The sequence below is a fragment of the Lysinibacillus sp. UGB7 genome (genome assembly GCF_049058285.1).
Classification (GTDB): Bacteria; Bacillota; Bacilli; order Bacillales_A; family Planococcaceae; genus Lysinibacillus; species Lysinibacillus sphaericus_B.
On record NZ_JBMGUV010000001.1, the window covers coordinates 314,957 to 329,039 of the forward strand.

10 protein-coding genes are annotated in these 14,083 nt (G+C 36.1%); all 10 read right to left on the bottom strand.

Features of this window, described 5'->3' with window-relative positions:
• Positions 1–139 precede the first annotated feature (139 nt).
• Complete coding sequence (locus ACOMCU_RS02090) at positions 140–604, bottom strand: hypothetical protein (protein ID WP_421049316.1); 465 nt, start codon at positions 602–604, stop codon at positions 140–142.
• Positions 605–676: 72 nt separating this feature from the next.
• Entirely contained in the window at positions 677–1,498 is an 822-nt protein-coding gene (locus tag ACOMCU_RS02095; protein WP_421049317.1) for a TIGR02452 family protein, read from the bottom strand.
• 44 nt (positions 1,499–1,542) lie between these two features.
• Entirely contained in the window at positions 1,543–2,025 is a 483-nt protein-coding gene (locus tag ACOMCU_RS02100; RefSeq protein ID WP_421049318.1) for a hypothetical protein, read from the bottom strand.
• 356 nt (positions 2,026–2,381) lie between these two features.
• On the bottom strand, positions 2,382–5,270 hold the full coding sequence (locus ACOMCU_RS02105) for a peptidoglycan DD-metalloendopeptidase family protein (protein WP_421049319.1): 2,889 nt from the start codon (positions 5,268–5,270) through the stop codon (positions 2,382–2,384).
• A gap of 140 nt (positions 5,271–5,410) precedes the next feature.
• On the bottom strand, positions 5,411–8,671 hold the full coding sequence (locus tag ACOMCU_RS02110; RefSeq protein ID WP_421049320.1) for a hypothetical protein: 3,261 nt from the start codon (positions 8,669–8,671) through the stop codon (positions 5,411–5,413).
• 29 nt (positions 8,672–8,700) lie between these two features.
• Positions 8,701–10,674 (bottom strand): VirB4 family type IV secretion system protein, encoded by a 1,974-nt coding sequence (locus ACOMCU_RS02115; RefSeq protein ID WP_421049321.1) that lies wholly within the window; start codon positions 10,672–10,674, stop codon positions 8,701–8,703.
• Positions 10,661–11,683: a hypothetical protein gene (locus ACOMCU_RS02120; protein ID WP_421049322.1), complete on the bottom strand. Its 1,023-nt coding sequence runs from the start codon at positions 11,681–11,683 to the stop codon at positions 10,661–10,663. The genes ACOMCU_RS02115 and ACOMCU_RS02120 overlap by 14 nt, the downstream gene beginning before the upstream one ends.
• Positions 11,683–11,997, bottom strand: coding sequence for a PrgI family protein (locus tag ACOMCU_RS02125; protein ID WP_421049323.1), 315 nt, complete (start codon positions 11,995–11,997; stop codon positions 11,683–11,685). Before ACOMCU_RS02125 ends, ACOMCU_RS02120 begins: the two co-directional genes overlap by 1 nt.
• Positions 11,998–12,243: 246 nt before the next feature.
• The gene (locus ACOMCU_RS02130) at positions 12,244–12,702 is read right to left on the bottom strand and encodes a hypothetical protein (protein ID WP_421049324.1); all 459 of its coding nucleotides are present in this window, start codon (positions 12,700–12,702) and stop codon (positions 12,244–12,246) included.
• 166 nt (positions 12,703–12,868) lie between these two features.
• Entirely contained in the window at positions 12,869–13,891 is a 1,023-nt protein-coding gene (locus ACOMCU_RS02135) for a C40 family peptidase (RefSeq protein ID WP_421049325.1), read from the bottom strand.
• Positions 13,892–14,083: the final 192 nt, after the last annotated feature.

The following is a 14,083-nucleotide window of genomic DNA, read 5'->3' on the forward strand; positions in this document are numbered from 1 at the left end:
CCCAATTCGACTAAAAACGAATTGGGCTTTTTTTTATTTCATTTAACGTAAAAAAAAGAGAATGATCTTCATCCTCCCTTACAGACTATAAATATATAAAAAAAATAACTCAGCTATTCAACCGAGTTATTAATTCATATTATTCTTTTAACCACTTATTACCGAAATCTACTAACGCTGGAGCATCCATTGTAGCAGCATACACAATAACAGCAATAACCATCACGATAATACCTTTCATAACTGCACCTGTTTTACCAGCTGCACCCACAACAGCAATGATTGCACCAATGATAAACATTACGATAGAGATTGGCTGTGCTGCAATTTGAAGCAATTCAACAATGTCGAATCCCTTACGCTCAACAAAGCCTTGAGCTTGATTAATTGTGACATTTGGAACTTCTACTGTAGGAATAGAACCTGGCGTATGTTCTACAGACACTCTACCTAAATCGTCAGTAGCATTCTTTAATGTATTGCCATCATACTTACTTTCGGCAAACGCTGTATTTTGAAAGCCTAATAAGCTCACCATTACAGCACTATATGCGGCAAAGGCTTTATTTGATAATAAAATATGTTTTCGTTGTTCAAATAACATATTCACACCTCCCTGTATTCTTGATTTTGTTTACCCATGTATCCTATTCAGCAATTTTTATATTCATTCCAATTATTGTGGATTCTTTTGTCTTTTTTTGCGATCTTTTTCTGTCATAATGACAATCTTTTGAATCCCTTTAAATAAATAAGAATACGTTTCTAAAACTTCCTGCAAGTAGGAAACAAATTCATCACGTGTATAACCAAAATCACGATACCCTTCAGACATAACAATCGTATGCACTTTTTGTTTGGAAGATAACATTAGAGCTGCTACTAGTCGCTCTTTCACAATACGCACTACTTCCTCTCGATTAAATACGCCCCTTTTATGAAGTATGCGTGCATTTGGCAAAAATACTGTAAATACATCTGTTTCAGTAGGTTTAATAAGTTCCCACTCATGATTTCTCATATGCATAACGGATGGTGAATAAATAAGCTTATCTGTCGCCCATCCATCATCACCTTTTGCTCTTTCCGACTTATAAAAATCACGTAGCTCACGTAATGACGCATAAAGCGTACTACATACAGCCAAAGAACCTTCTCTTGTAGAAACGCCTGACAAGAAACCTCCTGCCAGCGACTGATTCGATCCGACATTTAAAATACCGATTTTATGAACACCCTTTATCACTTTCGTTTCCTCTGCGTTCATAAAGTCATTCATATGACCTTGCTGTAAAACAATTTCTACTGGAGCTGACTTCTTACCTCGCTTCTTTTTCTCAAAATCCTCCCCTAAAATTTCAGACACATCTAGCATCTTTGTTTCAAATCGAGTTTTAGAAATTGTGTGCAGAATGTCGTACTGACGGTAAAACCCTGTTGTAATTACTCGAATTGTATCATCGGGTAATGACAATTTATTTTTCTTACGTTTTCGCATTTGAACATCTCCTTTCGTTATGTTTTTAGAAAGGAATTGTTTAATCAAGATGCCTTATAAATAATGTTTAAAATATCATTTTCATAATATAGGCGGTCAAAATTATAATGCAAATCAGACGTAGCTACATCTTTAATTAATAGCTTCATAAGGTGATCTACATTTACCGCCTCTGCACGTAACTCAACTGGCTTCACTATGCTCATTAATTCATTATCTTGCTTCACAATTAAAGCCAATCGAACATACTTCGGATGTGCTATTATTCGTTCATATCTAAATCGCTTCGTAGCAGATTCTAACTGATCAATTGACCAATCACTAGTGAATTCAGATACAAACTTTTTTAATTTTGTTTTCTCTACAACAAATACATCATTTACTGGCATTTCAGGTAGCATCGTTCTTAACATGTCAGCCTTCATATAATCCATCGCTTCCCATGATTCACTACCTACTTTATAACAATCCCTTTTTCTAATGGTTTCGTTCACTGCCTCATATTCGAATGCCTGTTTAATTCTCATATATCCATCGCTCCTTCGTTATTTAAAAGTTTGCTAAATAACATCATTGTAAAAATATGCGTTCCTCGACCAATCTTTTTATACTAACAAAAGATAAAATCCTTATATTATACGTAATTGCTATCTCAAATAATCATCAAATAGTCTACTAACTTGCCAATCTGACCAAATAGAAAACCTTGTTTTTTTATTTGGTTATATAAAATGTAATTAACTTATATATAAATTTTATTAAAACCAATATAAAATATATATTAATATCTTTAGTTTTTTTAAATATAATTTTTTTATCTTGATTTTAAAAAATAAAAAGATAAAAGGACATCTATCATTTTGATAAATGTCCTTATACCTCATTATTTCAAGATAAACGCTGGATTAATCGGCTTACCTCCTACACGATACTCTAAATGTAAGTGAGGACCACTAGAAAACCCTGAACCACCACTTACTCCTAAGAACTGACCTTGTACAACTTTTGAGCCTTGCGTCACTGCTACGGCATCCATATGACCGTAAATAATATAGTCGCCATTTGGCAACACCAATTTAACATGATTCCCCCATTCTAAAATGCCTGAACCACAAGTACCAGTTCCTGAAAGACTACCCTCTTTAGGACAATGGTTAACAACACGCTCTACAACGCCTCCACCCATTGCATATAGTGGCGTACCTGTTGGAATACCGAAGTCAATACCTGCATGTAACGCACCCCAACGTTGACCATAACCCGAAGTTATAAGCGATTTTGGGTTTGGATGATTGATTGGTAAAATTAATCCTTCTGCACCTGATGGAATACCTGTAATATTTTCACCACTCACCGTATTTCCACCTGTTCCTGCAACACCACCTACAGTAGAACGACTATTACTCTTGTTCAAATAGAATTCCTTATCATCCATCGAATAATCGACCTCTCCCATCGGCACAATTTGATTATATGCTTCTGTAAGCGTAAAGATTTCTTCTAAACTACTATTTGGAATTTTTGCTTCATACCAGGTATGCGGCTGCTCAGGATCATAGTCATATACTTCCATACCAAACTCTGAACCCTTAACTTTTTCCCATGCCCACTTAAACGCACCTGTAATAGCACCTGTAATACCATCAAGAATGCCGCCTCCTTCATCACCTTCTCCTGGAGTTATCGTTGGAGCCGAACCATCAGCATTAGCAACCACTGCCCCATCTGACGCATTTGGATTGCCGTAATACTGCATAACGTGTGAAACATAACAAGAATCCCCATACATGATTGAACCTGTCTTAGATTGCCCTGGAATACAGTCGTAACTAGCACTATATGAATCTGAATGTCCTGTTTCTTTTTGAGCATAATAGCTTCGAGCTTCTTCAATATGATCCATCCATGAGTTATTTACTTCATCTGCCCATTTTTCAGGGTAATTTCTTTCCATAAATCCCGACACATCAAAGTTATATGATTGAACTGTTTTATAAACATTACCATTATATTTCTCTAGCTTTGTTTTCAGATAACATGAACCAAAATACATGTTCTTTTCAGGATTGGATGCTTCACCTAACGTCAAACTACATGAAATCGGCTTACCACTAACATCTGTTGTATTTACTGTATTTGTAAAACTTAATAAATTGTGTACTTGCATCAGTCCGCCTCCGTTGGAAGTATTGGCATTACCACCCGATTCCTGCGTAACCATCGCAATAATTAAATATGGATCAACACCTAATTTATTACCAATTTTTATAGCTAGAGGCAAATACTGAATCGCTTTTTGATATTTGCTCGAATTCACACCAGCACCCATTGGAATATTAGCACCATAGGAATTCAATGCACCTTCAGTAAACTTTAATTTTGTATCTACATCATCAGGATAATACGTAGCATAAAATTCAGCATAATCAATTGAATAACGTGATTCATCAAATTCTTCACCGTATAACTCCTTATACTGCTTTTTCATTTTTTCAAGCTCTTCCTTTTCCTTCTCTTCATCAGGAACTGGCTTAATTTCTACAATATCACCTGTACGATGTTTATAAAGCTCTACAGTACGATCAAAAACTTCTCTTGTTTCTGTAACCGTTTCACCTTCTTCATTCGTAGTTTCATATTCTTCAGTTTTATAAACATCGTAAGTACCAGCTAAAATTTTATTAACCGGATCTTTAGGATTAGACGAAGAACCGTCTGAAATAGAACCCATTACTGTTTTTTCACGCTTGTACACATGTTGTTGACCTCCAGCAATTGTAACCGACTGATCAATTAGCCAAATATCTACTGGATAACCTTCCATCATTTCTTCAAATGGCTCATTGATGGATTTTTGTTGTACGCAATCACACCCTGCATCGTAATAATCTTCTGCTGTGTACGTACCTTCAATTTTCTTTTCTATTTCATCTTCTTTGTACTTAAATACTGTAGCTAAGCCCCAATCGTGAACGGATTTGATCTTTTTATCCTCCATAAATTCTTCCTTCTCTTCATCCCATTCTCTTGATTCTACAACCAATTTTTTAGATTCATCTTCTAACTCAGTGAGCGGCTGAATATTCATCGTCACTGGATTGTAATGAACTGGCTTAGTAAATTGTTGCGTAAAGTAAAATTTTTCTTTATGCAAATATGTTTCCATCGTGTATAGCAGGTTGGCATTCGTTACTAAATCGCCTTCACGTCTATAGTAATCTCGAATTTCCGTATTCGTTTGAGGCGTTTCCATTTTATATAATGGAATATCTTCATCTGCCGCATCATATTTTGAAATATCGGGCTGTTCAGGATCAGTAGGATCAATAATCCAATAGTTATTATTTGTCACGCTATCATAATAGCTGTACAGCGTTTTATTGTAACCTGTTAATCCTTTTTGCTTCATGTACTTATAGCCATTCTTCTCTCCTTCTTCAAAATCATTTAAAGAGGGGGAATCATTTACATAGCTCCCTTCTGCACCATCTAGCTCCCTGATAATAATCCAACATAATGCTATTAATGCAATAACCGCTAATACTACAGCAATAACAATTCCTATTTTTGCTGTTAATGCAGCTATTATCTTCATCAATGCACTTCCTACGGCTTTTAAGGCTTTAGCTGCCGCCTTACCCCCTTGCTTCCTCAGAAAGCCCTTTACTTTATTGCCAGCAGCTTGACCAACCTTCCTGCCTGTCTGTTTACCGATGTCTTTGAGATCGTCACTCAACTCGTTTTGTTCTTCATTGTTGTTGTAACCACTCAAATAAAACCACCTCCTTTTCTTCAGTTCCTTCTTTGTTCTATTCAGTTCAGCACTCAAAAATTCACAAATTTCCTCATTTCGACAATAAAAAAAGCCTAGAAGCGACATAATGTTCGCTTCTAAACTTTTAAATTCTCTAGTTAAGCATTTTGCTCACTTTCTCTGCTAGTATTTTTACGTGACTGCACTCGTTGATTGTATCCTGCTGTTACATTTTCACTGAATTGTGCTCCACTTACATCACCCATGATTTGCGGTGTAGTACCTGTAGGAACTTCTTGAGCAAATCCGTTTACAGTAGAACGAGCTGAATTAATACCTAAATTATTACGACCTTGCGTATTGTACGTTACAGTGTATTCACCTGTGTTTTGATCTACGCCTACTTTTTGAACTCCTGCTGCACGTAATGCACGCTTGTCGTCAGGTGTACCGTTTTCAAATGCCGAAGCCATTATATCCAATTTATCTCGATTTTCCGTAGATAAGTTTTGAGGATTATAGCGTGCGTGTAAATTACCGCCAGCATCTGAATTCATTCGAACAACACCCATTTGCTGCATTTTTTGTTGATCTAAATTAATACTTTCGTATTGCTGTGTAGCATTTGGTCTAGGCTTTGATGGAGTACGATCTACAATTGCTTGCTCAACCATATTTACGTTTTTACCAGCATCATCTGTAATTGTTCCGCCACCTGTCACTTTATTAGAGCCACCCATTGTTGTAATTGGACCTGAAGCAGTCGTTGAACCACCCTCTACAGTCGGAACATCTGTACCTACTAATGTGCCATCTCCTGTTTTCCCTCCTGTAGCATACGTTGAACCTGAAGGAATACCTCCTGTATTACCTTCCATACCATCTCCAACATTAACTGTTGTTGCATCCTTAGCCGCTTGTGAAGAATCGGCAATCGTTGTTGAACTAAAGTTTGTACCTTTAGGTAAACCTACTACATCAGATGGCATAGTCGCTGTTGTGTTCGGCATTTTACCGAAATCAGTAATATTACCACCCTGAATATTTGAATTAGCCGCATTTCCTTTTTGACCAACTGTTGTTGGCATTCCTGATCCACCTAAGTTTAAATCTTGCCCACCTTGTACATTTGGTGTGCTTGAAATAGGTGTGTTTGGACCAACTTTGTTACCAGCCATTGCCATATCTACACCCTCTACATTCGGTGAAGATGTTATAGCTGAAGGATCAAAGTGTGGATTTTGAACTGGAGCAACATAATCGTCATCTCCGCTTAATGCTCCACTATCTGAATTCGAACCGCTTTGGAAACGTGGATCACTTTGCATTGTTTCACCAATACCTTTTACACCACTTCCAATGTTAGACATTTGCTTTTTACCTGCATGTCCAATCATACCAACTGCTTCTGCGGCACTACCTACTGCCGAAGGATCAATTGCTCCAAATGCTAATGCGTATCCACCTGCTGCTAAAGCTGCACCACCTGCTCCTGCTACTCCTAAAGCCCCTGTTCCTGCTTTTGCAGCATTACGTGCATATGGATTTTTAATACGATTGAAATCAAATCCACCTGAATCATTAATCGTATCATTACCACTTGATTCAGAATCTGAACTTGAATCAGCATCTGCTTCTCTTGATTTTCCTCCGTCTTTATTGCTTATTTTGTCTTTCATCTTACCTTTTTGATAACCTTTCGCCATACCACCAACGCCTTTAACACCTGCACTTAACGCTGATGCACCAACCTTAGTTGCCATACCTCCTGACTGACCAAATACAACACTACGGAATAACTCAGTAATAACAATTAACCCAAACATCATTATTGCTAATTCAATACCTCTTGACTGACTTGATGTAAGAAGTAGGAATGTAATTGCGAAAGCTTGAACCGCTTGTAAGAAAATGTTACTTGTTAATTCTTTCATAAACGTTCCAAACAGTTGCTTGTACTTAGCACCAAACGCAATTGCTGCAACGAATAAAGGACTTGACGCTGTTAAAATAGCTAATAACGTTGAACGGATAATATATGTGAAGTTTAACCACAATTCAATGAAGAAATAATAGAACTGAAGTAAGATACCTGATAATAATCCGTTATATGAATTTAATCCTGCTAAATTATCTAATGCAAGCCCCATTGAAGCAAAAATATCAACAAGTCGATAATTGACTAATAGCAAGAAATTAATTAATGGGAAAATGCACGCTAATAAAAAAGCTGTAATACACAAATCTAATACGCCATTTTTTAAAGAAACTCGCATTGCTGGATTCATTGCCGATAAGTTACGCATAATTAATAACTTGTAAAGAGCAGCAATCAATAAGCTCCAGGCAATTGCTTGAAATACTAAATGAAACTTTGTAATGTAACCATCGATATACTTCGGAAATGCCCCATAATGCCACGCATTTGAATCACGAACACCTTCGTTGTATAGCAATTCTTCCATCGAATAAAGACCAAGTAAACCATTTAAGCCGTTTAAAACGCTTTCTAGTAACTCAACAATTTTTTGTTCTAAGTAACCAGGCTCACCGATTTCATGAGAGTTACTTGTTGATACACTTGCTGCAAAATAGAAGTAATGGGCTTGATAAACAAGCATATTCCATGTCATTAATTCTGCATCGTCATCATATTTGTAATCACGTTTCAAGTGACTATTGTTCCAACTACCTACTGTTTTATAACCTTTCGGAACAGCGTAAATAAAGTCAATTTGATAATCTCCGTCAGGCGTTGTAACCGTCACCCAATCTTGATTTCGTGTACCATATGCTTTTTCATAGCCATCTTTATAAGGTTTCAATTTACCTTGTGTCAGTTTATAACCATTGATTGTAGCTGAACCACCACCTGATACAGTCGCAATAGCTGAAGTAACTTCTTCCATACGCTTTACATGTATATCCATGCTTGAAGGACGTTCTCCCTCATAAACGTAATCTAAGAAGTCATTTAATTGTGTTGGTAATGTTGAAGCAACATATTGTGCCTGATCACCATCTGCTTTTGTTGCATTGTTTTTATCTTTTCCTCCCCATAATGCACCTTGCTCTGTGTAAGGAAAACCAAAAGTGAACTTTGGAGTTTTCACAACCCCTCCATCCTCTTCCTCTAACTTGTAATCCGTCCCTGATACAGATGGAAAGCTAGATTTAAGTAAATCTGAAAAATTATAATCATACGCTATGTGTCCACTTTCTAATCCAGTAATACCTGTTTTGTCCATACGAGCAACAGCGGTGTATTTATAGGAGGTAGCATCTACCGTAGTTTGCACAAAATACATATCATGTGCATATGCAGTTTTGGGGAACGTAAATGTCCCCAAAACTACAAGTACAATTGTTAATAGGAATATGCGAACTAATGAGCTCGCATCCCTTTCAACCTTTGCCACGATAACATCACTCCTTTCGTTTTAAATGTTTACAAGCGAACATTATACGGATTTGTAATAATGTCCTTCTCGAAGTCAAATGCTAACGCATAGGCTATCGAGCTTTCATTTTTTAATCGAATTAAAAACTCACCTTTTCGTGCTGATAATAAAAATTGGCGTTCACCATCAGATAATTTAAACTTATCTTGTACTGCATCAATATCCGTTGCTGATTGCTCAAGGAAGATGTTTACAGAAGCATTTGTTAATACCGCTGCACCTTGAGGATTATCTGCAAATTCTGTAAAGTTTTGTGAGGCTACTAATAAACCGCCATTACGTTTACGAATTCTTCGTGCAGACGTTTCTAAGAATTGAGCAGTATACTCATTCCCTGCCATGTTTTTGTTTGTAAGCATCCACGCTTCATCACAAATGATACGCTTCTTAATTTCAGGATTTTTCTTACCGAATTTCTCCCATGACCAACTTAATGCAATGTACATTCCGATTGGACGTAAGATATTTTCCTCTAATTTAGAAATATCAAATGTCACAACTGGAGAATTTTTAAAGCCACGTAGCTCTTCAGAAGTTTGACAATCAAACATGTCGTAAATACCACCACGTTTAAAGATACGTAAAGCATTTACTAGCGTTTTCAAATCTCGGCTTTCTTCCTTCTCAGCAGTCAGTGTTAATAAATCATGGAAATCTGAAAACGTTGGCATTTTCTTCTTAACATTTGATAGTAAGACACCTTTTTCTGCATCAAATTTAGAACTAGATTCAAACAATGATCCTGGATCTTCCGTAATGCCGATATTTTCATACAGCTTACTTACTACTGAAGAAACCATTGATAATTGTTCAGGCGTTAAGCCCCTTGCCATAACACCAACAAGATTAAGAACATCGGCTACTTTATCCTTTACATTAACGACTTCTTTTTTCAGTTCATCATCATACTCTTCTTCTAAATCAAATGGATTAATTTGCGATTTAGAGTTTGGAGCAATTAAAATATATGAACCACCAACGGCATCCGTTAGCTTTTTATATTCACCTTCAGGATCAATTATCGCTGTCCGAATCCCTTTCAATGTCGAACGCAACGTCAATGTACTTACTAGGAACGTTTTACCCGAACCCGCTTTACCAAATACTGTCAAGTTTGCATTATTTAAAGCACCAGGCATCGTTCGATTATAGAAGTCAATAAACATTGGCGTATTTGTCTGCATATTTACACCTAAAAACACACCTGTTGGATGCGAAACTTCTGAATTGTAGAATGGGAAACATGCTACTAAAGCAGAAGAGTTTAAATTACGGAATTTATCAGGAAGATAGGATACACCAAAAGGCAACACTGTTTTATAGCCATCATCCTGTCTTAAAATAGAAGGCTCTAATTTAATTTTTCGACCTTTTAATTTATTTTGCAGCTTCTGATCTTCTTTCGATAATTCTTCAGCTGTTTTCGTATATAAATTTGCGGCAATTTGAATATGAAATAAGCTTTCATAGTTTTGTTCCAAACGTTCACGTTGAGCATATAGAGCTTGGATCTTATTTCGAAGCACTGTGCCGTTACGAATCGTGCCTCGCTCCATTTCAACGTGCAATTGTGATTCATACTGCGTAATCTTAGCCGTAAGTTCATCTAATGCCGTTCGTTCATCAGCTGGATTGATATAAATAACCGTATCCATATCACCTTCATAATGAAACAATTCATCTAGCCAACCTACTGAAACACTGTTTGGATACCCTGTTAATACATAATTTCGAGTATACATTGTCCCAACACGAATACATGTCGGATCACTTCTATCAATAGATGGTGGGGCAAACATGTCTTTAATAGACATAATGCCTTTTCCTAACACTGGCTCCACTTCTTTAGAAGCCTTTTTCTGTTTTTTCTTTTCTTGCTTATCTTTTTCTGCTGAAATTACAAATTCTTCTGCATCTACCTGCTCCACATCACCCTTTTTGCTTTTTTTAAACTTTAGCATTTAAAGATAACCCCCTTTCTACTTGCTTAATTTCTTCGGTTTTAATTTTTGAATGCTTTTCAAGATCTTTTCGATCCATTACATTTTCACGCTCTAAATAAAAACCACTTAAATCTTCACGCATCTTATTTAATGAGCTCACTGCCATTTCAATATCTTTCATCATTAATTCGTCTAATCCAGTACGATCCAACTCAACAACAATTCGATTTAATGCTTCGAATAAAATCCAATCCAAACGAGCTTCAGGCAAATCATCATCTGTAAACTCTTTTTGACCTTCAACTAACATCGTTAAAGCTTCTCCCGACACAATATGCTCTACGTATTTGTAGTTATCTTTGTGATATGTTGCGTATACAAGTTCTGCAACTTCCGCTGTTCGTAAAATACGAGCTTCTAAGCCTAAACCTGATAAACCATCACGAACAATAATTAATGAAGAATCCATTTCCTTTAAGGCATAATCATATTTTTCTGATTCGGATAAGCCTTCAAGTTCTGCTGCACTATCAAATGTAACAATGATGAATTTTTTCTTTTGCTTATTGTTTCCAACATAATCTGTCAGTGTCTGCATTTCCTTGTAATAACGTCTGCCATACCCCTCCAATTGCGGAAATACCTCAATTACTTCTTCAATTTCTTGTTCCATTTCATTCAACATATCCGTCATGTCTAATGTACGAGTTTGAATATAATGAGCTGTTGGAAGCGTTAAGCTATTTAAGAAGCGATGGTAAGAACGCTCGATCATTTCACGTTCCGAACCTGTTCGAAGGTGATAGTTGATTGAACCAACTTCTAAATACGCTCTATAGCGATTTGCTCCTAAATTGACCATCCCATCTCGAATATCCTGAAATGGTAAAAAGTCTTGTGCCGAATCCGCATTTGGATTAAGCGAAGTATCAATGTTTTTTGGATCAGTCTTTTTAATGGTCCAAAATACTAAACCTGCTATACCTAGAAAGACCACTACTAATCCAATGACTAATAAAATCAGCATTAAAAGTTCACACCCTTTCTTTTGTTTGGTAGATGTTTAGTTTTCTTACTAAACAAGTATTTGAATTTTAAATACTCAAAAAGTGTCATATTATGTCGCTTCACGAAGATAAATGGCGATGTTACTGTCGCAAATAACAAACCAACTACCAATGATGGAATACCACCTAGAAACGGAAACAGCATTACAAACACTCCTGCACCAATTGCTAACCCCAAAATGAGCCAAAGCAATTGATTGACGTTCAAAATACCGCCTATGACCTTCTCTTTTTCCTTCATGTCAGGCGGTACTGGATAACTCCCTTGCCGCATTCAACCCCCTCCTTTTATCATTATTTTTTAAATATGTCCGACCTAAATCGTCATCTTTCCTTATATGCAATTCGCTCTCTCTTCATAGCTAAAGTAATGAAAAAAGCTGTTAAAATCTCAATTGAAAAGGGCAGCACACATAAATGTACTGTCCTAAACATTTATAAATATTTTTTAAAAAACAAGGTTTTTAAAAAACTTTTTAATAATAAAAAGCCCTCTCGGATTTTCCGAAAGAGCTCAATATTATTCGATTGAGTTATAGAATAAGCCTACAACTAACGAAACCGAACCTAAGCCAGCAGCTGCTACACCACTCCACATTAAGCCTGTTAAAGCTGAAGAACGTGCAGATGGATTCGTAGCTGAACCTGCCAATTTAATGAAATGGAAGATGAATACACCAACCATCGTAATTGCTGCGATACCACTGATACCAACGATAAATCCTCGATATTTCGTTAAGATTTGCGACCATGCACTTCCTCCATCTGTTGCAAAACCGCCACCTGTAATCGAAATATTACCGCCTTCACCCACTGAAACTGATGGAATAGCATTATTAGAAGTTGCTGCATCAGCCGTTAAAGCATCTTTTACCACAAAGTAGCCTAATAAAATAGTTAAAAATCCTAAGAATGCTGCTGTTTTAGAAGTAACAAATTCTTTTAAACCTTCCTTTTGAAATACACTGTTCATTAACATTAAACTTCACCTCCAATGTTTTTTTAATCTGAAAATCAGATTCATACAACCTTATATGCAGTTTATATTTCAAATAACACCAATTTTTTTTCATAAAATACAATTTTGGCAATTTTTCTTCAAAAAAAGAGGCTATCTGACTTTCAGATGCCTCATTACTTAAAAGTTATAAAACTCGTTTTGAAAATAAATAGCGATCATAATAATACTTTGTATAAATACTTTGTATCTGCACATGATCTCCGCCAGCATGAATCATCATACCATCACCGATATAAATACCTACATGAGAAACACCTGGCTTATATGTTTCAAAATACAATAAATCTCCTGGTAGCATTTCCTCTAACCCCACTTGAACGCCATGAGCTGATTGAGTAGCTGCTGTACGTGGCAACTCAATCCCTACATGTGCAAAAGCAGCTTTTGTAAAGCCTGAACAATCATAACCAATTTCAGCACCACCATCGCCTCCCCATACATAAGGAAGCCCCAACTTAGTTTTAGCAAAGGAAATCAATTCTTGTGCATAATCAATTTTAACAACTGGCTTTTCCACACCAATTTCATCTCTCTTAACAAAAACCTCTTGCCCATCATAATGCACAACATAACCTTCTTCTACTAATCGATTGATTTGAACACTCTCTCCGACAGGAATAACTACACCATCACGTTGAATTTCTACTTGTGTAAAGCGAAAATGCTCTACAGGAATCTCACTCACAACATTCTCAACAGAGGCTTCTGTAATGTAGCCAGTTCGACCATCCTCAAGCTTCACCTTTTGCCAGCCTTTAACAGATTCTTCTTTCATAAATTCAATACGATTTGCATCATTAACGCTCACATCCCCCAAAGAGGCACTAAATAAATTTGGACTAGAGAATAAAATTGTATTTTCTTTCAATTTTTTCTCCGATTCCTCATACTTGATCACTCGCAATAAATATGAAGCATCTAAATAATATTCACCAAATTCATACTCAATTTTAGCAATATCATTAGATATTTCACCTTCTACAACATCCCCTCGTTTCAACATCTTCACAATATCTTCATTTGAATCTTTCAATTCAACACTTTCATTAATAGCAAAACTATCTGCTTTTGCTTCATTTGCAAAAAATAAAAGTGAAGTCACTGCTACTGATGATAACAAAAAATACTGAAAACCCATTTTATTCATAACAACACTCCTTTTTAAAAATCTCGTTTTTTTTTTAAATCCTATTACACTCTATCTACCATCAACTATAGTTATTCAGATTCATGTCATTTGACATATGAATGTAATATTTCATTAAATAGAACATTCATTTACTCGAATACGCAAAAAAAGACAATTGAACTATAAAACCCAATCGTCTTTCTAAACTTA

Coding starts and splice junctions, on each gene's coding strand:
- ACOMCU_RS02090 (WP_421049316.1), bottom strand. CDS start 604: ATGTTATTTGAACAACGAAAACATATTTTATTATCAAATAAAGCCTTT.
- ACOMCU_RS02095 (WP_421049317.1), bottom strand. CDS start 1,498: ATGCGAAAACGTAAGAAAAATAAATTGTCATTACCCGATGATACAATT.
- ACOMCU_RS02100 (WP_421049318.1), bottom strand. CDS start 2,025: ATGAGAATTAAACAGGCATTCGAATATGAGGCAGTGAACGAAACCATT.
- ACOMCU_RS02115 (WP_421049321.1), bottom strand. CDS start 10,674: ATGCTAAAGTTTAAAAAAAGCAAAAAGGGTGATGTGGAGCAGGTAGAT.
- ACOMCU_RS02120 (WP_421049322.1), bottom strand. CDS start 11,683: ATGCTGATTTTATTAGTCATTGGATTAGTAGTGGTCTTTCTAGGTATA.
- ACOMCU_RS02125 (WP_421049323.1), bottom strand. CDS start 11,997: ATGCGGCAAGGGAGTTATCCAGTACCGCCTGACATGAAGGAAAAAGAG.
- ACOMCU_RS02130 (WP_421049324.1), bottom strand. CDS start 12,702: ATGTTAATGAACAGTGTATTTCAAAAGGAAGGTTTAAAAGAATTTGTT.
- ACOMCU_RS02135 (WP_421049325.1), bottom strand. CDS start 13,891: ATGAATAAAATGGGTTTTCAGTATTTTTTGTTATCATCAGTAGCAGTG.